The sequence below is a fragment of the Nocardia aurea genome, assembly GCF_003123685.1.
GTDB classification, from domain to species: domain Bacteria; phylum Actinomycetota; class Actinomycetes; order Mycobacteriales; family Mycobacteriaceae; genus Nocardia; species Nocardia aurea.
Genome location: NZ_QCYJ01000103.1, coordinates 836,617 through 851,971 on the forward strand (window position 1 = coordinate 836,617; position 15,355 = coordinate 851,971).

Here is a 15,355-nt window from a genome sequence, read left to right on the forward strand (position 1 = left end):
CTCAGGGGGTAGATCGTGACGTACCCGCCTCAACAGCCGCCGCCGAACTGGCAGCCGCCCATTCAGCCCGCGCCGCAAGGGTATGGCGCTCCACCGCCTGGCTATCCCCCGCCGCGGCCACTGCCTTACGGGCACCCGCAATGGGTTCCACCTCCGAAGTCGGGGACGCCGAAATGGCTATTGCCCGTACTGATCGGGATCGGCGTGACGCTGATTGGCATCGTGGCTGGGGTTGCGTCCATGCAGTCATCGCCAACGGGCTCGACGAGTAGTGTGGCGATTCCGGAGAATGCGGCAGCCCGCACGGTTCGTCTCGATGACCTCTCTGTGACCGTAACGAAGGTCGAGCGGGGCGCGACGGCTACCGATGGCGCGTTCACTGACACGAAAGCCAAGGGCGAGTTCGTTTTTGTCACGCTCGCAGTCGAGAATGTCGGCGATGGTCAAGCCTCCATTCATGCCGACGATCAGTTCCTCGTGGACGATCGGGGCAGACTGTTCAGCGCTGACACGTCGGCCGACTGGGACTTGAACGACGAATTGAAGCTGGAGTTGAATCCGGGCATGTCAGGGACGCGGATCATTCCGTTCGACGTGCCGAAGGGCACGGTTCTGGCTGAGATTTCGTTGAGCGAGGGCCTGTTTTCATCGAACAAGCGGATCTCGCTGCGATGACATACCCGCCGCCGCAGCCGATTTCGCCACCTGAGTCGCCCGAAACGATACGCCGCCGCCGTTCCCGCAACGAGGCTTCCGGGTTCCTTTTCCTCCTCTGCTTCGCCCTCTTCGTGTGCTATCAGGGTGGATACAACGGTTTCCAGCTGATGCTGGTCGCCATTGGCGCACTCGGCCTACTGTTCGTGATCCTCGTGTTCCGGGCCTTGTATCGGGTGGGCGAGCCGCGGGTGGCGACGTACTTGCCAACGCCAACCGCGACTGCGACCGCCGACCCTCCTCCAGGCTGGTACCTCGACCCGCAGGGTTCCGGTAACCAGCGCTGGTGGAACGGGACTGTCTGGTCCGACGCTGTTCGCACACCGCCGAACCCGACGGTCTAATCCTCTACAGGCACACAAACCTTCGTTTCGAGAAACCATGCGCCTTGTTCGGGCCTGCGCATGACCCACGAGTCGTCGACATCAGGCAGTTCCATGAACAGTTGGGCGGCTGCTCCTCGGAGGATGCCGCGTTCGCGTTCGGTGATGCCTTTGCGGGGCTGTCGGTCCATGAAGCCGTCCAAGGCGGGGTAGTACCGGATTTCGCCGATGATGCGCCATGTTCCGTCGTCGTCGTGGATGGTTTCGGCGGGTTCGCCTGCCGCTGCGGTCCAGATGCCGAGGGCGTACAGCATGGATTCGTTGGTGTGGTCGAGTTCGGGGTATTCGCGAGTGATCAAGTGGGCTCCTGGAGGCATGGAAAACCCCGCGTGAGGGTGCATGGCCCATCACGCGGGGCCTTCAGGTGGGGGAGGGGTTAGGCGGCGCCGGACAACATCCGCTGAGACTCGTTGCGAATGAAGTCGCGCACAGGATTTGCCTCGCGGAACCACTCGGAATACAGCCGGTACTTCGCGAACCTGCCGTGCAGGCGTCGTTCAAGCTGAATCCCGCCAGTTGGTATCACCAGCACAAGTTCCAACGGGTTCGGTCGAGTTGACTGGATGGCACGAAGCCTGGCCTTCGGGTCATGGCTAATCCCGATCTTCACCTCGCCCGCTGCCGCGTCGCGGATGAAGTACACGGGCCGCTCATCGATCCTGGAAGTGGACCGAGTCCAGGCGGGGGCGACGTCCTGGATTGAGCCGAGCAAATCCATAACAGCCAGTGAGCCCTGACGAATGCACTCCTGCTGAAACTCTCCAACGGCGCTGCGCACGGCCGGATCAGGGATGCTCGACAGCCTGCACCGCGTCAGTGCCTTGTACGCTCCGGCGGCGGTCAGGTACCAAGCAGGCAGCGATCCAGCGGGACCATCCGGCGCAAGAACCAGCACCTTTTCATCGTCTTCGAGCCCGCGGATCATGTTCGAGGCGTCGCGATGGCCGAGCTGTCGAGCCAGCACCGACGCCTGGACCACGGAGGTGTCGCCGTCGCCGAAGAACTCCAAGGCCGCACCGTCGGGAGCGGAGAAGACCTGACTGGGCGAGGGTTTGAAGGCCATTTCGTTGCCGCGCTGCGGAAACGGGATGGCGGCGGGCGTGCTAGCCTCGGACATGCCGAACTCCTTCGGTTAGCGGCGCTACCCTGGCGTCTTAGCGGGACTGGGGTAGCGCCGAATCGAAAACAATCTCTGCAACCTCTAGTAGTTGCAGAGATGACAGTACACACCCCCGTGCGGGCATGCAACCTCTAGTAGTTGCGCCTGTTATTCCTCTCCTGCGCGACCCGCGATTCGGTAGAGCAAGTTCCTGTGGACCTCGGCGGCCTTTGCTATCAGTCCGCGAGGTATTCCCGCAGCTAGCGCCTCCGCAACGGCATCCCCGCGCTCCTCTGCCGCGTCGCTGACCATCTTGTCGGCCTCGGCCTTCACCTGTCGCGACCGCTCGGATGTGGCCTGAACCCGCGCCAGCAGTTCCGCGGCTTTCTCCGGTGTCACATTCACGTCCCCATTCTCTCAGAGCCTCGCTGGCTGACGCCTCAACGCGCGCCTTGAGGTCACAGTACATCATAAACCGTCCGACACGATGCAATCGACACTCAAGAGGTACCCATGTCCTTCGACTCTCTCCGCGACGTCACCGCTGAAGCCCGCGGCACCCTCTATGCTCTCCTGCTCCCGCTCCAAGTCCTCGCCGTCGCATACGGTCTCGCCACTGACACGCAGGTCGCCTTGTGGGCACCCGTCGTCGCAGCCGTCCTCGGCTTCACTCTCGCGGGTGCCAATAGCGCCTCCACCTGGCGCACGTGGCTCTACAGCATTCTCGGCGTCACAGCCCCCGCGGCCGTCGCTGTCGGTTGGGCTACCGACTCCCAGGTTGGCGCGATCGTCGCCGTTGTGACTACCGCCCTCGGTCTCGGTGTCGCCGCGGTGAAAACTCCGGTCCTGTGAACTCGGGGCTCAACAGCCCCGGCGCACTCACCTCACTCGTACGCCTCCGGGTCAGGCTCATCTGGCCCGAAGTGGTCGCCATCCAAATCTGTGTCCTCATCGCCGCTTTGGCGCGCGGACTCGACTACCTGCTACCACCGCACGCCGATGCACGCACTCTGTCGGTGATCGAGCAGGTGATGCCGGTGTGGTGGTGGGGGAGCCTGTTCATCCTCGGCGCACTGCTGGGTTTGGCGGGGTTGGCGGTCGACCGATATCCGGTCGCGTTCGCCGGGCATGCCATCCTCGTCGCCGTCTATGCGGGCTTCACGGTCGGTGCGCTCTGCGATGTGGCTACGAGGTCGCCGATAGAGGGCTGGCGTACGCCCGCGGATTGGCTGCTGGTGTTCGTGGTGGTGCATTGGGGGTTCGCTGACGCTGCGATCGACGTGTGGAGGGAGCGGCGCCAACGTGAATGAGATTGCACAATTTGCGCCTGAATGGCTGGTTGGGATTGTTGTTGTCGCGTTTGCCCTCAAATATGTGGGCCAGTTGCTTTCGGAGGCTTCCGAAACATGGTCGCGGCTTCTCGGCCCCCTTGGTCGTCGTTGGCGCGCGAATGGTTTACGTCGCCAGCAGGAGCGGGTTGAGGCGCGGGAGATCCGTCAAGCGGATTTCGCTGATGTGACCCGCCAGTTGGAATACATTTCGACCCAGTTGGAGCAGTGTCGTGCGGCTACGGAGTCCCGCGACGAGTTCATCGCCTATGACGCTCGCTGGCATCGTGACTTGAATTTGCAGGCGATCGAGGCGGGTTGTGATCTGCCCGCCTATATGACTTACCGCCAGTGGTTGGCGCAGTCGAACTAGTCCCGATTTTTCGAGAAAACTTCACGCACGTTATTGGGGGTGACTATTGACCGCCCCTAATCAGCCGACTCCTGATGGTTCACAAGAACTGGGCGCGTTTCGGGCTTTGCAGTTGGCGACGGCAGAGGATGTCGAAACCTCGTTGAAGGCGGGCGCGAAGCTCTCGTACGGGACGGCTCAGAACACGGTCGGCACCGAGGTTCGCACACCGATCCAGGGCGCGTATACCGCTGCTGCCGCTGCTCAGGGCGCTGCCGATGCTGTCGTAGGTATCGCCGAGGCTGCCGCGAATGATGCGGCTGCTGCGGAGTCTACGGCGGCTTCGGCATCGGCCCGCGCCTCCTATTGGGAAGCCGAATTCGTGGTTGCTTCCGCAGCCGTCGTTTTGGGCGTGAACGAGTTGTTAATTGGTTTGTGTCAAAACGTTCCCGGTGGTTTGACGCGCACGATCACCGATATGCACGTGGCTCTCTTGTCGCAGCCGAACGGTATGGCTTTCGAGCTGAAGAAATTCAATGCGACAGGCACATCATCGTCAGTTCTCGACACGTACACGCTCGCAGCGAATGTGACACGCGCGAATTGGCCTATCAGTTTCACGATGGCATCCCGCGAACGCATTTTCATCAATGTTACTTCGGTTACCGGCAGTGTCGCCCCGGTGGCGATGCAGGTTCTTCTATTTGGGGTGATGTCGTGAGGTATTTCGAGACCCGATATGGCGCTGGTGTCGGCATGGAAGAGGTCCGCCTCGCCGACTACCAGGAGCCATTGTGGGCAGCCGCTTTCGGGGTCGAAAGTTTGGATCTGCTGTTCGATCAGGAGATCCCAGCGCGCGCTATCCCGATATTCGATGCCGCTATCGACCGGTTCAACCATGACCCCGAGTCGTTGCGCCATCTTCTGGATCCCGCCGACCGCCGTGGCCTTTCCGGCAATCGCAGGGTCTTCGAGCAGATGCGCGCCACTCTCGCGGACCATGCCGACGCCTCGATCAGCGGCCTGATCGATTCCGAACTGGGGGACTGATGAAGATCTTCTACCAGGTCAACAGCACTGGCACCTACGTGCAGACAACCCAGATGTCCAACAGCACGTATGACTGGGACCTGTTCTGCCACGCATTCGATGTGGCGTCACTGGACGACCTGTTCGATGAAACGCCCGCTGTTGACGCCACGCCGATCCTTCAGGCGGCGGTCGACCGGATGACCGCGAACAAGGCGGCCTGGCTCTCGCTGATGGACCCGGCGCTGTCCGCGTCTCAAAAGAACTTTTGGTACAACTACAAAAAGACCAACGTTATCGGTGCCATGCGCTATTTCAGTGCAACCGAGGGTGGCACGATCACTGGCACCTATGACGCATGAGTTTCCTACTGCGCCGTAGTGTTCCGCGCGCATGGGCTGGTTGGCGCGACGATTTCAATACCTACCCGGTCGGCAACATTCAACGCCCGTGGGTGCATTTGGCCGATGGCACGGTAGCCCAGTTCAACTCCTCGGGCGAACTCCGATTACCTGCCAACTTTTTCAGCGGTAATGGCGGCGGCGAATCCTACGAGTTCCAGCCATTCACCCCGAATTGGGGCATGGAGTACGAAATTTGGTGGCCTGTCACGGGCGTCGCATCCCAGGGCTTCACCATGTATTTCACGGATTCGTGGGCGCGGATCGGTGGCGCTTTCGCGAACATGGTCGGCGTCCGCATGCTGCACGACGTGACCCGCGACTATCTCCAACTGTCGGAGTTCACTGACGGCTGGTCTGTCGCTCAACCCAATGGTGCATGGGATTCACCAGTCGTCTACAACGGCAACGACCTTCACGTGAAGATCTGGGTTGAAAACGATACGTGGGTTCGCATTTGGGTGAACGACATTTATGTCGGTTCGTCCATGATCACGCCCGCGTTCAAACTCGGACCGGACCGTCGCTGTTTGCGCACATTGAATACGTCGTTGGCGGATGTGTATATGCGGTGGATCGATCACTATGACCGTCCGCCGTCGGTGCCGAATATGTCGGTGTGGTCGTCGATTCTGTTCGACGATTTCAACCGCGCAGATGGTGCTGTCGGCAGCCCTTGGACCCAGTTGGGAACGAACGCGGGCATCGTCAGCAACTCCTGGTCGACCACGGGCACGACGGACGGTTCTCGCGGCCTGCTCTGGAACACGACCCTGACCGGCGGGAAAGTCCGGGTAGAGGCGACGGTTGGCGGCAATCTGGCCCCGCACGCTACAGCGGCCTCCTCGCTGATCGTCTGCTCCAACAGTGCGGGCACGCAAGGACTCTGCGCCAACATCTATTCGGGTTCTGTCTACATTTCCCGCTTTTCGACCGCGATCAGCGGCACGCCCACAATGACCGACTTTCAAGCCTTGACGAGCGGCGTCTCTATCGCGTCGGGGGACAAGCTCGCGTTCTGTGTCTACAACGGGTTCACGTTTCTGGAAAAGAACGGGACTCCGATCATTTATGCCGGGAACGCACACGGCACCGTTCCGGCATCCAACACGTATGCGGGTTTGAGGGTTGGTCGCACGAGCGGCAACAACTCGAATAGCTGGAATGACGTGCGCATTTACTCCGGCATCTGACGCCAGGGGGTTCCTATGGCTATCGGTCATGAACCGATCACCGACACTCTGATCCTGGTTGACGGCCAGGATTTCATTCACGACATTTTCCCACCTTCGGGTGAGGAAATCCCGGCTGCGACGACAGCGGATCTCAAATTCTATGACCCGTCCGGTGATGTTTCGGCTACTTGGTCGGCGTCGGTTTCCTCGGCGGCTGTCACTTGGAATGTGTCTTCGGCGTTGGCCGACACTATCGCTATCCCCTCCAGCTTCCGCATTTACGTCCATTACTCGGATGGCGCGGATTTCTGTTGGTTTCAGGGCCAGGTCACTCGGCCTTAAAGGAGAATCGCAATGGCAATTGCAACAGATGCGGCGCGGCAAACTCTGGCCGACGCATACAAAGGCTTGAATGGCGGCTCGACGATTTATGTCAGCCTGCACACGGCCGATCCGGGCACCACGGGCACTTCGGAGGCGACTGGCGGTTCGTACGCGCGCGTTCAGGGCACCTGGACGTCGGGCACTACGGGCACACTGTCGATGGCCGAGCTGACCTTCAATGCGGCGGCGGGGACTTACACCCACGTCGGCACCTGGTCGTCCAGCTCCTCGGGCACCTTCCGCGACAAGTGCGCCCTGAGCCCCAATATCACCCTTTCTGCCGCTGGCACGATCAAGGTGACCCCCAGCTTCACCCAGAGCTGACGATGGTCGCGCTCCCACAGCGGCAGTCCACGACTGCGACGCGGCCGGCGCGCACCACGGTCACCATTCCGCGGCGTTTCCTGTACTCACCGCCTCCTGTAGCTCACTGGTCGGGCACGGGCACTCTGTCGGCGACGGCGGTTCCTCGCGCGCTGGCACAGTTCACCGGCTCTGGTGGGTTGTCGGCCGCTGGCACGGCTATCGCTTCGGCAGGGTTCACGGGTTCCGGCCTGTTGCAGGCGTTCGTCGGTGATCCGCAAGCAAGCGCGGCACTCACTGGCGTCGGCACCCTCTCGGCGACTGCAGTAGCGACGGCGACAGCGGCATTCACCGGCTCCGGTAGCCTCACGGCCTCCGCAGCTGGTGTCGCGACTGCTGGATTCACGAGCACGGGAACTGTTTCGGCGGTCGGTGCTGGCGCGGCTACAGCTGGGTTCAGCGGCTCGGGCCTGATTGCGGCTACCGGTTCGCCCTCGGTCAGTGCGGCATTCACGGGTGCTGGCACATTGTCGGCTGCGGGTGTGCAGGCTGTATCGGTTCCGTTCAGTGGTTCGGGCACGTTGTCTGCGACGGCTGTTGCGGTGGCTACGGCCGGGTTCACGTCCAGCGGTTCACTGGCTGCGGCTGGTTCTCCGCAAGCCAATGCGGCTTTCAGCGGTACGGGCACGTTGACGACGTTCACGAACTCCGCGGGCGCAGGCTTCACCAACCAAGGCAACCTCGCTGCGGTCGGTGCTGCTGGCGCTACGGCGCCGTTTACAAGCGCGGGCACGCTATCTGCTGTCGGTTCACCTCGGGTCACTCCGGGCTTCACGTCCACGGGCACTCTGTCGGCTACAGCGGTCGCTATCGCCACGGCAGGGTTCACGAGCGCTGGCACGCTGGCGGCTCCTGCTTCACCGCAGGCGACAGCCGGATTCACCAACCAGGGCAACTTGGCGGGTTCCGGTGCCGCTGGGGCTACGGCTCCGTTCACGGCCTCGGGTGCGCTCAGTGCGACGGGTTCGCCTCGTGCGACTGGCTCGTTCACTGGTTCGGGCACGATTTCCGCGTCCGCTGCTGGTGTCGGCACGCCCGATTTCGGCGGTACGGGAACGCTTTCAGCGACGGGCAGCACTACGACGTTGTCGCCGATGGGCATGGACAAGTCCGGGACGATGGCGATCGGCTCCGACCAGACGGCCACGGTCACGGGTTGGACGGCACGGTCGGGTTACGGCTCGACGGTCATTACTTCCAACGCTCTCGTTGCGGATGGTGGCGCAGCGGTCACGGTGCAGTGCAAGCTCACCTTGTCGGCGTCGTGGTTCTCTGGGACGGCGTTGACGGTCAGGGTGATGAAGAACGGGTCGCAGATCGCTTCGAACACGATCGGTTTCGGTTCGACTTCGGTGACGTTCTCGCCGATCTCGGCGACGCTCACCAACGGCGACGCCTTGACGGTGCAGTTCACGAGCCCGTTCGGCGCTTCGGGAACGATCAACGCGGGGTCTACGAGTACGTACCTGTATTACGACCTCGCCTGACACAACTCAATACGACTCGGCCCTCTCGGTCCTTCACGGGATCGAGGGGGCCGATTTTGTCGTGTCCGGGAAGGGTTCGCGAAGGGTTTCGGGAACGGTTCGGAACGGCGTCGAGACGGCGTTCGGACGCCGTTCGGACGGACTCAGTGTCCGCCCCTTTTGGACTCAAAGTCCGGGGGAGTGGGCGCAGATTCGGGCGCGCGAGATCATCGAAATCGGGGTTATCAGCAGGGTTATGCACAGGTTGTCCACAAGTAGTCCACAGGTCAGCTGATCTGGCCTTTTTCCGCTAGATAGCGGGAATAAGACATTGCAAGAGCCCAGGTCACGTTTCCCGCGCGCGGATATAGATCGCGCGCGCGGTTCCTTATAGGTAGTTAAGTACTTAAGGGGCGTGGCCGTCAGGTGGTGGTCGTCCAACACCGCTAGCGCGCTGCTCCACCTGAGCCGAAACGACTGTCTCGCATCTTCTCGCCTTCGGCCTCGGAGAGAACGTCACCTCTTCGTGGAATCAAGCGGTCTTCATCGCACTCGCGTTCCCGCCGCGCAAAAAGAATCACATCGGAGCATGTTTTTGTGCGGCGGCGAAACTTGACCACGCTGGAACGAGACGTCACGTGGTTCTTTCGATGGTGACCAACTGACCGCGCGCGAGGAGGTCGACGGGCGGCCCGCTCTGGCCTCCGAAGCCGTTTTGAAGCCGTCGAGCACGAAAATCGCCACGCATCGCCGCTAGAGCCGCTGAAATTGCCAGGGGGTACCTCGGGGTAGGGCGAGGGGGCAAACGCAGCCCTGCGCGCTCGCAGTCAGGCAGGAATCGGTATCGCCGCTCGGAGCTTGCATTGCATCGCAAGGTTGACGTGATGATGTAATCTTGAGATATGAAATCCGAGGACCGATTGGCGAGCAGGTGGGCGCGGGCCATCCTGAGCGGTTTGCAGGGCAAGGACCACGTCTATCAGGGCACCGTCCCCGATGAGGTGGTGCAGGGTCGGCGCGCGAAGAACCGTGCGGCACGTAAGGCAAGGCGGGGGCAGCGGCGATGAGCGGCTACGTGTGGCGTCTGGTGGTCGACAAGTGGCCGACCGAGAACGGCGAGCCCTTCGCTAGCCAGGGATTCGAGTACTGGGAGACGGTCGTCAACGCCTTCCGCCTGGGCGAATCGATCCCGGATTGGCTGCCTGCCGACTTCGGCGATTGGGTCACCCCCACGGCTGCCGAAGTCGAGAACGACGTCTTCGCGGTCGCCATCCCCGATCGCGTGGGCTACTCGATCGAGTGGAGTGATGCCCCCGACTATGTGACCGGGTACGGCGGCGACGGTGAGCATTTGATGAACGTGCCGCACACCAACGGGCGTCGGCGCTTCTCCAAGCATCCTGTCGCCAACCGCCTCGCTGACCTGCTCGCGTGGGGATGCGAAGCGCACATCGAACGCGCACCGATCGGCGAATGGGAGACGGCATGAGCGACTACATCCGCTTCACCGAGTACTGCGACCACGAGGGCGAGACGTGGGCGTTCTGGCTTCAGCGAGACGGCAACGAGGCCGCTTTGAACGAACTCGTCGAGATCATCAGCGCCGCCGATGATGCAGCGACTGTCGCCGAAGGCTATTGGGAAACCGCCTATCAACTCCTCGGCGACATCGAGCCCGAGGCGGTCGTGGACAAGCTGGTCGAGTACGGCGAGTCCGGTTACCTGGATGGCGTCAACAAGGTCGACGGGCGACTCGATGTGACCGGGTTGCGTGGTCGGGACTGGGAATCCGTCTTCGACCTGCTCTACAAGGGCGGCATTCGCGACTTCTTCAAGGAGGCGTCATGATCCCCCGTTTCTGGTCGGGCCTCGCCTGCGGTGCCGTCTCGGGCTTGGTGACATGGCTGCTCACCGTCGATGCCGCTTTGACAGGTGTCGCGGCGATCATCGCGGCTGTACTCGTCTGGCTGTTCGGTGGGATCGCATTGGCGGTGCTCGATGGCTGAGCGCGAAGAACTCGACGCGATCCTCCGTGACGGCATCAATTTCTTCGACGACGAATACGGCGACGCCCTCGATGCGATCCTCGCGGCAGGATTCCGGCGTCCGCAGGTGATCCGAACGCCCGAGCAGTTGGCCGCGCTGCCGTTCCTGACGATCATCCGCGAGATCCGCCGACCCGCGCCCAGTGGAACCGATTACGGCTCAGTGCATGAGCGTCGCACATCCGACTGGCATTGCATCGCGGGCGCTCTGCCTAACGACCCGATCCGCCTGCCAGCGGTTGTCATTTGGGATCCGGAGGTTGGAGCATGAGCGTCCGGGCCGATCTTGCCAACTCGCGGAAGGGGCTCCGCTGATGCCAGGAGGACGGCCGCTGATCGACATCAGCGGGGAGCGCATCGGAAGCTTCACGGTTGTCGAGTTCGACCGCTTGGAGAAGGGGCACCGCTATTGGATCCTGGAGTGCGACTGCGGAAACCAGGTCAGCCGCATCCCGTCCCACATGCGCAAGAACAAGATTCAGAAATGTCAGCCGTGCTCATCCGGGACGAACCACCATGCATTCCATGGCGTCGGAGAGTTCCCGCAATCGCACTACCGGTCGACCTTCCATTCAGCCCAAGCGAAGGGGCTGGAATTCGAGGTCTCCAAAGAGTACCTGTGGCAGCTCTACCTGGATCAGGATCGCCGTTGCGCCTTCACGGGTTGGCCCATCCACTTCGCGGAGTCCTACCGGAAGACCCGCGAAAAGACTGCCTCACTCGACCGCATCGACAGTTCGGTCGGTTACATCGAAGGCAATCTCCAGTGGGTACACCGCGACGTCAACAAGCTGAAGAAGAACATGGCCGACGAACGCTTCATCGAACTGTGCCACGCGGTGGCTGCGCACACGCAGGTGACCGCGCAGGCTGCATGACGACTACAGGCGCTCATCCGGGAACTCGACGCGACGCGCGGCAAGGAACGCCTGCCGCGCGTTCGTCATCCGCGCGAACACTGGCCCCGCCGTCGGTTCGCCCGCCTGATCCCATGCGCCGAGCGCGGCCCGCCACTCGTTCAACGTATCCCGCAACGGGTCACGCACCACGGGCACGGAAACCATCTGCGCCCTCATGACGGCAGGCCGGAAAGCTGGTGATCATCAGCCCACTTCAATGCAGTCCGCTTCTTCGCGCACTCGTCCGGGTCACACAGCTGATGAATGCGCAGGATGCCCCGAACCCGTGACTCGTAGATCGGGTAGATGTGCCCCTTATCGCAGTTGTCATCGATGATCACGCCGACCTCCTCGCATCCGCATGCCCGTACTCTTCAGCGACGATCACCGTCCAAGCGGCATGCTTGCGCGGGCAATGATCGATGTGGCAATCCATGTGCTTCTGAAACTCTCGATGCGCCTGCACCAGCGTGAAACGGTGCTCGGGCGCGTCATGCGGCCAGTGGGTCGGCCAAACCCGTGTGTCGAATCGTGGCGTGCGAGTATCGTTCTCGACTCTGGCGATGATTCGATACGCGTCGTTCGGGCTTGATGCGACCGCGGCCTCACGCGGTCGAATACTCCCGATGTAGGCGAGTCCTGCTGCGGTAACGGTGATTCCGGTGGTGGCGATAGTCGGCCAGTCGATGGACATTGGTCCCCCTGATGTGATGGTCAGTGGGTGCCCGGCCCCCCGACCCCGCGTCTGTGGAACGGCTGGGGTCGGGGGTTGGGAGCGATGGCGATCTGACCTCCCTGCCGGACACGCTCTCAGTTCATCACCAGCGTGTCGGTATTGCCGTTGCAGACTGAAAATTTCAGTATCTTGGAGTGAAACCGCAGGTTCGTTTTCAGCCCATTGCGCAATTTCTTTCAGCCTGAAAATCGTAAGGAGCCCGAACGATGAAACCGGACAGCGAACCGCCGCCATCCCTGCCACGTAGACGCTTCGGCCAACGCATCCGAGAAGCCCGCCTAGCCGCCAACCTCAACCTGAAAGACGTCGCCCAAGTCATGCAATGGAGCGGCCCCACCCAATCGCGCATCGAGCACGGCAAACTAGGCACCCTCAAACCCCGCGACGTCAAACTCCTGTGCGACGCAGTAGGAATCAGCGACACCCGCGAAGTCGAAGCTCTCACCAGCTACCTCGAAGAAGCCACCGCCCAACCGCGGAAATGGTGGCAGCAGCAATACAATGAAGTCATCCCGGAACACCTGGACGTTTACGTCGGCCTGGAGTTCGAGGCCACGGAGATCACCATCTACCGGGCCGAACTGATGCCGGGACTGTTCCAAACCCGCGACTATGCGGCGGCGATCAACCAACTGTTCTTCCCGCACGACAGCGAGGAACAGCAGCGGCGCCGAGTCGACTTCAAGATCCAGCGGCAAGCCAGCCTCACCCGCAAGGTCAAGCCGTTGAAGGTGACGATGGTCCTCGATGAGGCTGTCGTGCGGCGCGTCGTCGGCGGCAAACGGGTGATGGCAGCCCAGCTCGATCACCTAGCCGAGATGAGCAAGCGGCCGAACATCACCATTCAGGTTTTGCCGTTCGAGGCCGGATATCCGGTCGGTGCGGCTACTGGGGCGTACACGATACTGTCGCTGGTCGATGCCAACCCGGTTGTGTATGCCGAATCATTCACCAGCAACATCTATCTTGAAGAGGATGCTGACGTGGCTCAATACCGGTCAGCGTCGGTGACCATCCACCGCGCAGCGCTGGATGCGATGGCGAGTAGAAGCCTGCTTCGGCGGGCGGCGAAGGAGTTGACGACGTGAGTAAGGATCTGAGCAGTCCCCGCTGGTTCAAGAGCAGCTACAGCGGAGGCAACAACGAGTGCGTGGAGGTCGCCCATTTGGACGGCGACCATGTCGGCATTCGGGATTCGAAGAACCCTGATGCTGGCTCGCTGGTGTTCACTCCTGGCGAGTGGGCTGCGTTCACTGCTGGCGTGCGTGACGGCGAGTTCGACCGCTAGCAGTTCTCGACCCTGAGCCGCCCTGGTCCTGTGGAGACCGGGGCGGCTTTCTTGTGCCGCGCGCCCTATGGTATGGCACGATCGTAGGTGTACGATGTAATGCAACATCAGGTTACCGGGCAGCGACCGCTACGGCCCTGGACAGCCCCACATATCCGCCAGGAGGCTCCCAATGTCACCAACTACATGGCTCAACCGCCGCGAAGTCTCTGCCATCACCGGATTCTCCGTGAAGACCCTGGAGGACTGGGCGCGGATGAAACCCCGCAAAGGCCCGAAGTGCTTCAAGGTCAGCAACCGCTACCGGTACCTGTCCGAAGATGTCCGCGTTTGGATGGCTGAGCAGCAGCAAATGTCGGCGGTCTGAGCCCCACCCCCGAGAGGTCACCATGGCACAAGAGGCGATGGAAGCAGGCGGATGGCCGCCCGCGCACATGCTGATCCCCAAGAAGGACAAGGACGGTGTGTGGCGACTGACCAAGATCCGTCACCGCACCTACAACGGCAACTATGTGCGCACCAGCGGCGCGGGCCGCACCCAGAAGGAATGCCGTGACGACTGGAAGAAACGGTTCGAAGTCAACCGCCACAAAGGTTCCGCGCATTCGACATCGACCAAACGTCGCGAGTTCGAACCGTCCGACAAGATGTCGACCGTGTTCGACGCGTTCATCACCGCGCAGGAACGCAAGTGTGAGGCGGGCAAGATCGCGAGCCAAACACTGGTGTCGTATCGGCAGTCGATCTATCCCGTCGAAGGCGGTAGCCCCGACTCGATCAAGCTCATGCGCGAACTTGGCAATCTGACGATCGCCGAAGTCGGCAAGCCGAAGTTCTTGGCCGACTACCTCGAAGACATCGCCGACGCCTCACCTGGTTACGCGGCCCGCCATCACCTGATCCTGACCGTGGTGTTCAAGATGTTGACGTTGGCCGGCTTGTTCGACTTCTCACCGATGGCGCCTGTTCCTCAGCCTGGCGTTCGGGGTGGTGGGCAGCGGGCGTTGACCGCGGATGAGCGGGATGCGCTCTATGACTTGCTGCTGGCCGCGTCGCCGCGCACGAAGTATTTGCGTCCGTTGACGTTGACGTTGCTCGGCACAGGGATTCGCCCGGGGGAGGCGCTGGCCTTGCGGTGGATGGACATCGACGGCTTGGATGATCCGGAGGTGGTGCGGGCGACGGCGTATGTGTGCGGAACCCTCGTGTCGCGTGGCGGTGCGACGTTCCGGCAGCCGAGACGCAAGTGCGGCAACAGCTACTACCTGACCCTGCCTACGTGGCTGACGACGGTTCTGAGGGCGTGGAAGGCGGACGTAAAACCCTCCTCCGCAGAGCTTCCGGTGTTCGAGTCGTTGCGGGGTGGCCTGTTGTCGCCGCGGACCGCTGAGACGACGTTGAAGCGTGCGCGGGAGGGGTCAGCACTGGAGTGGGTGAAGTTCGGCAACATGCGAGACACCGTGGCAACGCATGTGACTGGGGTGTCGGGTGATCCGAAGTGTGCTAGTGCGCAATTGGGGCATTCGGAGGGGGCGTCGTTGGCGATGCGGCATTACATCGATTCCGCTGGTTACAGGCATCCGGCGGTCGATAACGCGGACGCGTTGGAGCTGCTGGCGCCGAGCAAAGTTACACCAAAGTAGGAATCCAGGGGTTTTCGTGGAGACCCGCACCTATGCCTACCTGCGCGAAT

The 15,355-nt window shown here is 61.9% G+C and carries 29 protein-coding genes; 22 read left to right on the forward strand and 7 right to left on the reverse strand.

Annotated elements, in window-relative coordinates:
* Positions 1 to 204: 204 nt before the first annotated feature.
* Positions 205 to 675, forward strand: coding sequence for a DUF4352 domain-containing protein (locus DAT37_RS25230; protein WP_157978678.1), 471 nt, complete (start codon positions 205 to 207; stop codon positions 673 to 675).
* Positions 672 to 1,058: a DUF2510 domain-containing protein gene (locus tag DAT37_RS25235; RefSeq protein WP_109527273.1), complete on the forward strand. Its 387-nt coding sequence runs from the start codon at positions 672 to 674 to the stop codon at positions 1,056 to 1,058. The genes DAT37_RS25230 and DAT37_RS25235 overlap by 4 nt, the downstream gene beginning before the upstream one ends.
* On the opposite strand, the gene DAT37_RS25240 is transcribed toward DAT37_RS25235, so the two are convergent.
* The 3 genes from DAT37_RS25240 to DAT37_RS44280 all read right to left on the reverse strand — a co-directional run bounded on the left by DAT37_RS25240 (position 1,055) and on the right by DAT37_RS44280 (position 2,601).
* A complete protein-coding gene (locus DAT37_RS25240) occupies positions 1,055 to 1,396 on the reverse strand; it encodes a hypothetical protein (protein WP_109527274.1) in 342 nt (113 codons plus the stop codon). The genes DAT37_RS25235 and DAT37_RS25240 overlap by 4 nt on opposite strands.
* 77 nt (positions 1,397 to 1,473) lie before the next feature.
* A complete protein-coding gene (locus tag DAT37_RS25245; protein ID WP_109527275.1) occupies positions 1,474 to 2,214 on the reverse strand; it encodes a GIY-YIG nuclease family protein in 741 nt (246 codons plus the stop codon).
* A gap of 150 nt (positions 2,215 to 2,364) precedes the next feature.
* Complete coding sequence (locus DAT37_RS44280; protein WP_157978679.1) at positions 2,365 to 2,601, reverse strand: hypothetical protein; 237 nt, start codon at positions 2,599 to 2,601, stop codon at positions 2,365 to 2,367.
* A 108-nt stretch (positions 2,602 to 2,709) separates the two neighbouring features.
* On the opposite strand from DAT37_RS44280, the gene DAT37_RS25250 reads away from it, so the two are divergent.
* The 9 genes from DAT37_RS25250 to DAT37_RS25290 are packed head-to-tail and all read left to right on the forward strand — an operon-like array spanning position 2,710 to position 7,189.
* Positions 2,710 to 3,048, forward strand: coding sequence for a phage holin (locus DAT37_RS25250; RefSeq protein WP_109527276.1), 339 nt, complete (start codon positions 2,710 to 2,712; stop codon positions 3,046 to 3,048).
* Positions 3,045 to 3,506, forward strand: a complete 462-nt coding sequence (locus DAT37_RS25255; RefSeq protein WP_109527277.1) for a hypothetical protein — start codon at positions 3,045 to 3,047, stop codon at positions 3,504 to 3,506. The genes DAT37_RS25250 and DAT37_RS25255 overlap by 4 nt, the downstream gene beginning before the upstream one ends.
* On the forward strand, positions 3,499 to 3,897 hold the full coding sequence (locus DAT37_RS25260) for a hypothetical protein (protein ID WP_109527278.1): 399 nt from the start codon (positions 3,499 to 3,501) through the stop codon (positions 3,895 to 3,897). Before DAT37_RS25255 ends, DAT37_RS25260 begins: the two co-directional genes overlap by 8 nt.
* A gap of 46 nt (positions 3,898 to 3,943) precedes the next feature.
* Positions 3,944 to 4,597, forward strand: a complete 654-nt coding sequence (locus DAT37_RS25265; RefSeq protein WP_157978680.1) for a hypothetical protein — start codon at positions 3,944 to 3,946, stop codon at positions 4,595 to 4,597.
* Positions 4,594 to 4,926 (forward strand): hypothetical protein, encoded by a 333-nt coding sequence (locus tag DAT37_RS25270; protein ID WP_157978681.1) that lies wholly within the window; start codon positions 4,594 to 4,596, stop codon positions 4,924 to 4,926. The genes DAT37_RS25265 and DAT37_RS25270 overlap by 4 nt, the downstream gene beginning before the upstream one ends.
* On the forward strand, positions 4,926 to 5,267 hold the full coding sequence (locus DAT37_RS25275; protein WP_109527281.1) for a hypothetical protein: 342 nt from the start codon (positions 4,926 to 4,928) through the stop codon (positions 5,265 to 5,267). Before DAT37_RS25270 ends, DAT37_RS25275 begins: the two co-directional genes overlap by 1 nt.
* Positions 5,264 to 6,499, forward strand: a complete 1,236-nt coding sequence (locus DAT37_RS25280) for a hypothetical protein (protein ID WP_109527282.1) — start codon at positions 5,264 to 5,266, stop codon at positions 6,497 to 6,499. The genes DAT37_RS25275 and DAT37_RS25280 overlap by 4 nt, the downstream gene beginning before the upstream one ends.
* A gap of 15 nt (positions 6,500 to 6,514) precedes the next feature.
* Positions 6,515 to 6,823 (forward strand): LtfC-like domain-containing protein, encoded by a 309-nt coding sequence (locus DAT37_RS46625; RefSeq protein ID WP_109527283.1) that lies wholly within the window; start codon positions 6,515 to 6,517, stop codon positions 6,821 to 6,823.
* Positions 6,824 to 6,835: 12 nt separating this feature from the next.
* Positions 6,836 to 7,189 carry a phage tail fiber protein gene (locus tag DAT37_RS25290; RefSeq protein WP_109527284.1) on the forward strand — a complete coding sequence of 118 codons (354 nt, stop codon included), beginning with the start codon at positions 6,836 to 6,838 and terminating at the stop codon, positions 7,187 to 7,189.
* Positions 7,190 to 7,292: 103 nt separating this feature from the next.
* On the opposite strand, the gene DAT37_RS44285 is transcribed toward DAT37_RS25290, so the two are convergent.
* The gene (locus DAT37_RS44285; protein ID WP_157978682.1) at positions 7,293 to 8,069 is read right to left on the reverse strand and encodes a hypothetical protein; all 777 of its coding nucleotides are present in this window, start codon (positions 8,067 to 8,069) and stop codon (positions 7,293 to 7,295) included.
* Between the two features lie 253 nt (positions 8,070 to 8,322).
* Here DAT37_RS44285 and DAT37_RS25295 point away from each other — a divergent pair, with 253 nt between their 5' ends.
* The 7 genes from DAT37_RS25295 to DAT37_RS25315 all read left to right on the forward strand — a co-directional run bounded on the left by DAT37_RS25295 (position 8,323) and on the right by DAT37_RS25315 (position 11,617).
* Positions 8,323 to 8,715 carry a hypothetical protein gene (locus tag DAT37_RS25295; RefSeq protein ID WP_109527285.1) on the forward strand — a complete coding sequence of 131 codons (393 nt, stop codon included), beginning with the start codon at positions 8,323 to 8,325 and terminating at the stop codon, positions 8,713 to 8,715.
* Positions 8,716 to 9,596: 881 nt separating this feature from the next.
* Positions 9,597 to 9,761, forward strand: a complete 165-nt coding sequence (locus DAT37_RS44985; RefSeq protein ID WP_198654407.1) for a hypothetical protein — start codon at positions 9,597 to 9,599, stop codon at positions 9,759 to 9,761.
* Positions 9,758 to 10,183 (forward strand): SPRY domain-containing protein, encoded by a 426-nt coding sequence (locus tag DAT37_RS25300; RefSeq protein ID WP_109527286.1) that lies wholly within the window; start codon positions 9,758 to 9,760, stop codon positions 10,181 to 10,183. Before DAT37_RS44985 ends, DAT37_RS25300 begins: the two co-directional genes overlap by 4 nt.
* Entirely contained in the window at positions 10,180 to 10,542 is a 363-nt protein-coding gene (locus tag DAT37_RS25305) for a hypothetical protein (protein WP_109527287.1), read from the forward strand. Before DAT37_RS25300 ends, DAT37_RS25305 begins: the two co-directional genes overlap by 4 nt.
* Positions 10,539 to 10,700: a hypothetical protein gene (locus DAT37_RS44290; protein WP_157978683.1), complete on the forward strand. Its 162-nt coding sequence runs from the start codon at positions 10,539 to 10,541 to the stop codon at positions 10,698 to 10,700. Before DAT37_RS25305 ends, DAT37_RS44290 begins: the two co-directional genes overlap by 4 nt.
* Positions 10,693 to 11,010, forward strand: a complete 318-nt coding sequence (locus DAT37_RS25310; RefSeq protein WP_109527288.1) for a hypothetical protein — start codon at positions 10,693 to 10,695, stop codon at positions 11,008 to 11,010. The genes DAT37_RS44290 and DAT37_RS25310 overlap by 8 nt, the downstream gene beginning before the upstream one ends.
* Before the next feature lie 43 nt (positions 11,011 to 11,053).
* A complete protein-coding gene (locus DAT37_RS25315; RefSeq protein ID WP_109527289.1) occupies positions 11,054 to 11,617 on the forward strand; it encodes a hypothetical protein in 564 nt (187 codons plus the stop codon).
* Positions 11,618 to 11,620: 3 nt separating this feature from the next.
* On the opposite strand, the gene DAT37_RS25320 is transcribed toward DAT37_RS25315, so the two are convergent.
* From DAT37_RS25320 to DAT37_RS44300, 3 genes are read right to left on the reverse strand one after another with little or no spacing between them, the layout of a single operon-like run.
* Entirely contained in the window at positions 11,621 to 11,803 is a 183-nt protein-coding gene (locus DAT37_RS25320) for a hypothetical protein (protein WP_157978684.1), read from the reverse strand.
* An 8-nt stretch (positions 11,804 to 11,811) separates the two neighbouring features.
* Positions 11,812 to 11,979, reverse strand: a complete 168-nt coding sequence (locus DAT37_RS44295) for a hypothetical protein (protein ID WP_157978685.1) — start codon at positions 11,977 to 11,979, stop codon at positions 11,812 to 11,814.
* The gene (locus DAT37_RS44300; RefSeq protein WP_157978686.1) at positions 11,976 to 12,332 is read right to left on the reverse strand and encodes a hypothetical protein; all 357 of its coding nucleotides are present in this window, start codon (positions 12,330 to 12,332) and stop codon (positions 11,976 to 11,978) included. Before DAT37_RS44300 ends, DAT37_RS44295 begins: the two co-directional genes overlap by 4 nt.
* Before the next feature lie 248 nt (positions 12,333 to 12,580).
* Here DAT37_RS44300 and DAT37_RS25325 point away from each other — a divergent pair, with 248 nt between their 5' ends.
* From DAT37_RS25325 to DAT37_RS25335, 4 genes are all read left to right on the forward strand, one after another.
* The gene (locus DAT37_RS25325; protein ID WP_109527291.1) at positions 12,581 to 13,462 is read left to right on the forward strand and encodes a helix-turn-helix domain-containing protein; all 882 of its coding nucleotides are present in this window, start codon (positions 12,581 to 12,583) and stop codon (positions 13,460 to 13,462) included.
* Positions 13,459 to 13,662: a DUF397 domain-containing protein gene (locus tag DAT37_RS25330; protein WP_109527292.1), complete on the forward strand. Its 204-nt coding sequence runs from the start codon at positions 13,459 to 13,461 to the stop codon at positions 13,660 to 13,662. The genes DAT37_RS25325 and DAT37_RS25330 overlap by 4 nt, the downstream gene beginning before the upstream one ends.
* A gap of 172 nt (positions 13,663 to 13,834) precedes the next feature.
* Complete coding sequence (locus DAT37_RS44305; RefSeq protein WP_157978687.1) at positions 13,835 to 14,029, forward strand: helix-turn-helix transcriptional regulator; 195 nt, start codon at positions 13,835 to 13,837, stop codon at positions 14,027 to 14,029.
* A gap of 22 nt (positions 14,030 to 14,051) precedes the next feature.
* Positions 14,052 to 15,305: a tyrosine-type recombinase/integrase gene (locus DAT37_RS25335; RefSeq protein ID WP_157978688.1), complete on the forward strand. Its 1,254-nt coding sequence runs from the start codon at positions 14,052 to 14,054 to the stop codon at positions 15,303 to 15,305.
* The last annotated feature ends 50 nt before the right edge of the window (positions 15,306 to 15,355 follow it).

Coding starts and splice junctions, on each gene's coding strand:
- DAT37_RS25235 (WP_109527273.1), top strand. CDS start 672: ATGACATACCCGCCGCCGCAGCCGATTTCGCCACCTGAGTCGCCCGAA.
- DAT37_RS25245 (WP_109527275.1), bottom strand. CDS start 2,214: ATGTCCGAGGCTAGCACGCCCGCCGCCATCCCGTTTCCGCAGCGCGGC.
- DAT37_RS25250 (WP_109527276.1), top strand. CDS start 2,710: ATGTCCTTCGACTCTCTCCGCGACGTCACCGCTGAAGCCCGCGGCACC.
- DAT37_RS25275 (WP_109527281.1), top strand. CDS start 4,926: ATGAAGATCTTCTACCAGGTCAACAGCACTGGCACCTACGTGCAGACA.
- DAT37_RS25280 (WP_109527282.1), top strand. CDS start 5,264: ATGAGTTTCCTACTGCGCCGTAGTGTTCCGCGCGCATGGGCTGGTTGG.
- DAT37_RS46625 (WP_109527283.1), top strand. CDS start 6,515: ATGGCTATCGGTCATGAACCGATCACCGACACTCTGATCCTGGTTGAC.
- DAT37_RS25290 (WP_109527284.1), top strand. CDS start 6,836: ATGGCAATTGCAACAGATGCGGCGCGGCAAACTCTGGCCGACGCATAC.
- DAT37_RS25295 (WP_109527285.1), top strand. CDS start 8,323: ATGGGCATGGACAAGTCCGGGACGATGGCGATCGGCTCCGACCAGACG.
- DAT37_RS44985 (WP_198654407.1), top strand. CDS start 9,597: ATGAAATCCGAGGACCGATTGGCGAGCAGGTGGGCGCGGGCCATCCTG.
- DAT37_RS25300 (WP_109527286.1), top strand. CDS start 9,758: ATGAGCGGCTACGTGTGGCGTCTGGTGGTCGACAAGTGGCCGACCGAG.
- DAT37_RS25305 (WP_109527287.1), top strand. CDS start 10,180: ATGAGCGACTACATCCGCTTCACCGAGTACTGCGACCACGAGGGCGAG.
- DAT37_RS44290 (WP_157978683.1), top strand. CDS start 10,539: ATGATCCCCCGTTTCTGGTCGGGCCTCGCCTGCGGTGCCGTCTCGGGC.
- DAT37_RS25310 (WP_109527288.1), top strand. CDS start 10,693: ATGGCTGAGCGCGAAGAACTCGACGCGATCCTCCGTGACGGCATCAAT.
- DAT37_RS25315 (WP_109527289.1), top strand. CDS start 11,054: ATGCCAGGAGGACGGCCGCTGATCGACATCAGCGGGGAGCGCATCGGA.
- DAT37_RS25320 (WP_157978684.1), bottom strand. CDS start 11,803: ATGGTTTCCGTGCCCGTGGTGCGTGACCCGTTGCGGGATACGTTGAAC.
- DAT37_RS44300 (WP_157978686.1), bottom strand. CDS start 12,332: ATGTCCATCGACTGGCCGACTATCGCCACCACCGGAATCACCGTTACC.
- DAT37_RS25325 (WP_109527291.1), top strand. CDS start 12,581: ATGAAACCGGACAGCGAACCGCCGCCATCCCTGCCACGTAGACGCTTC.
- DAT37_RS44305 (WP_157978687.1), top strand. CDS start 13,835: ATGTCACCAACTACATGGCTCAACCGCCGCGAAGTCTCTGCCATCACC.
- DAT37_RS25335 (WP_157978688.1), top strand. CDS start 14,052: ATGGCACAAGAGGCGATGGAAGCAGGCGGATGGCCGCCCGCGCACATG.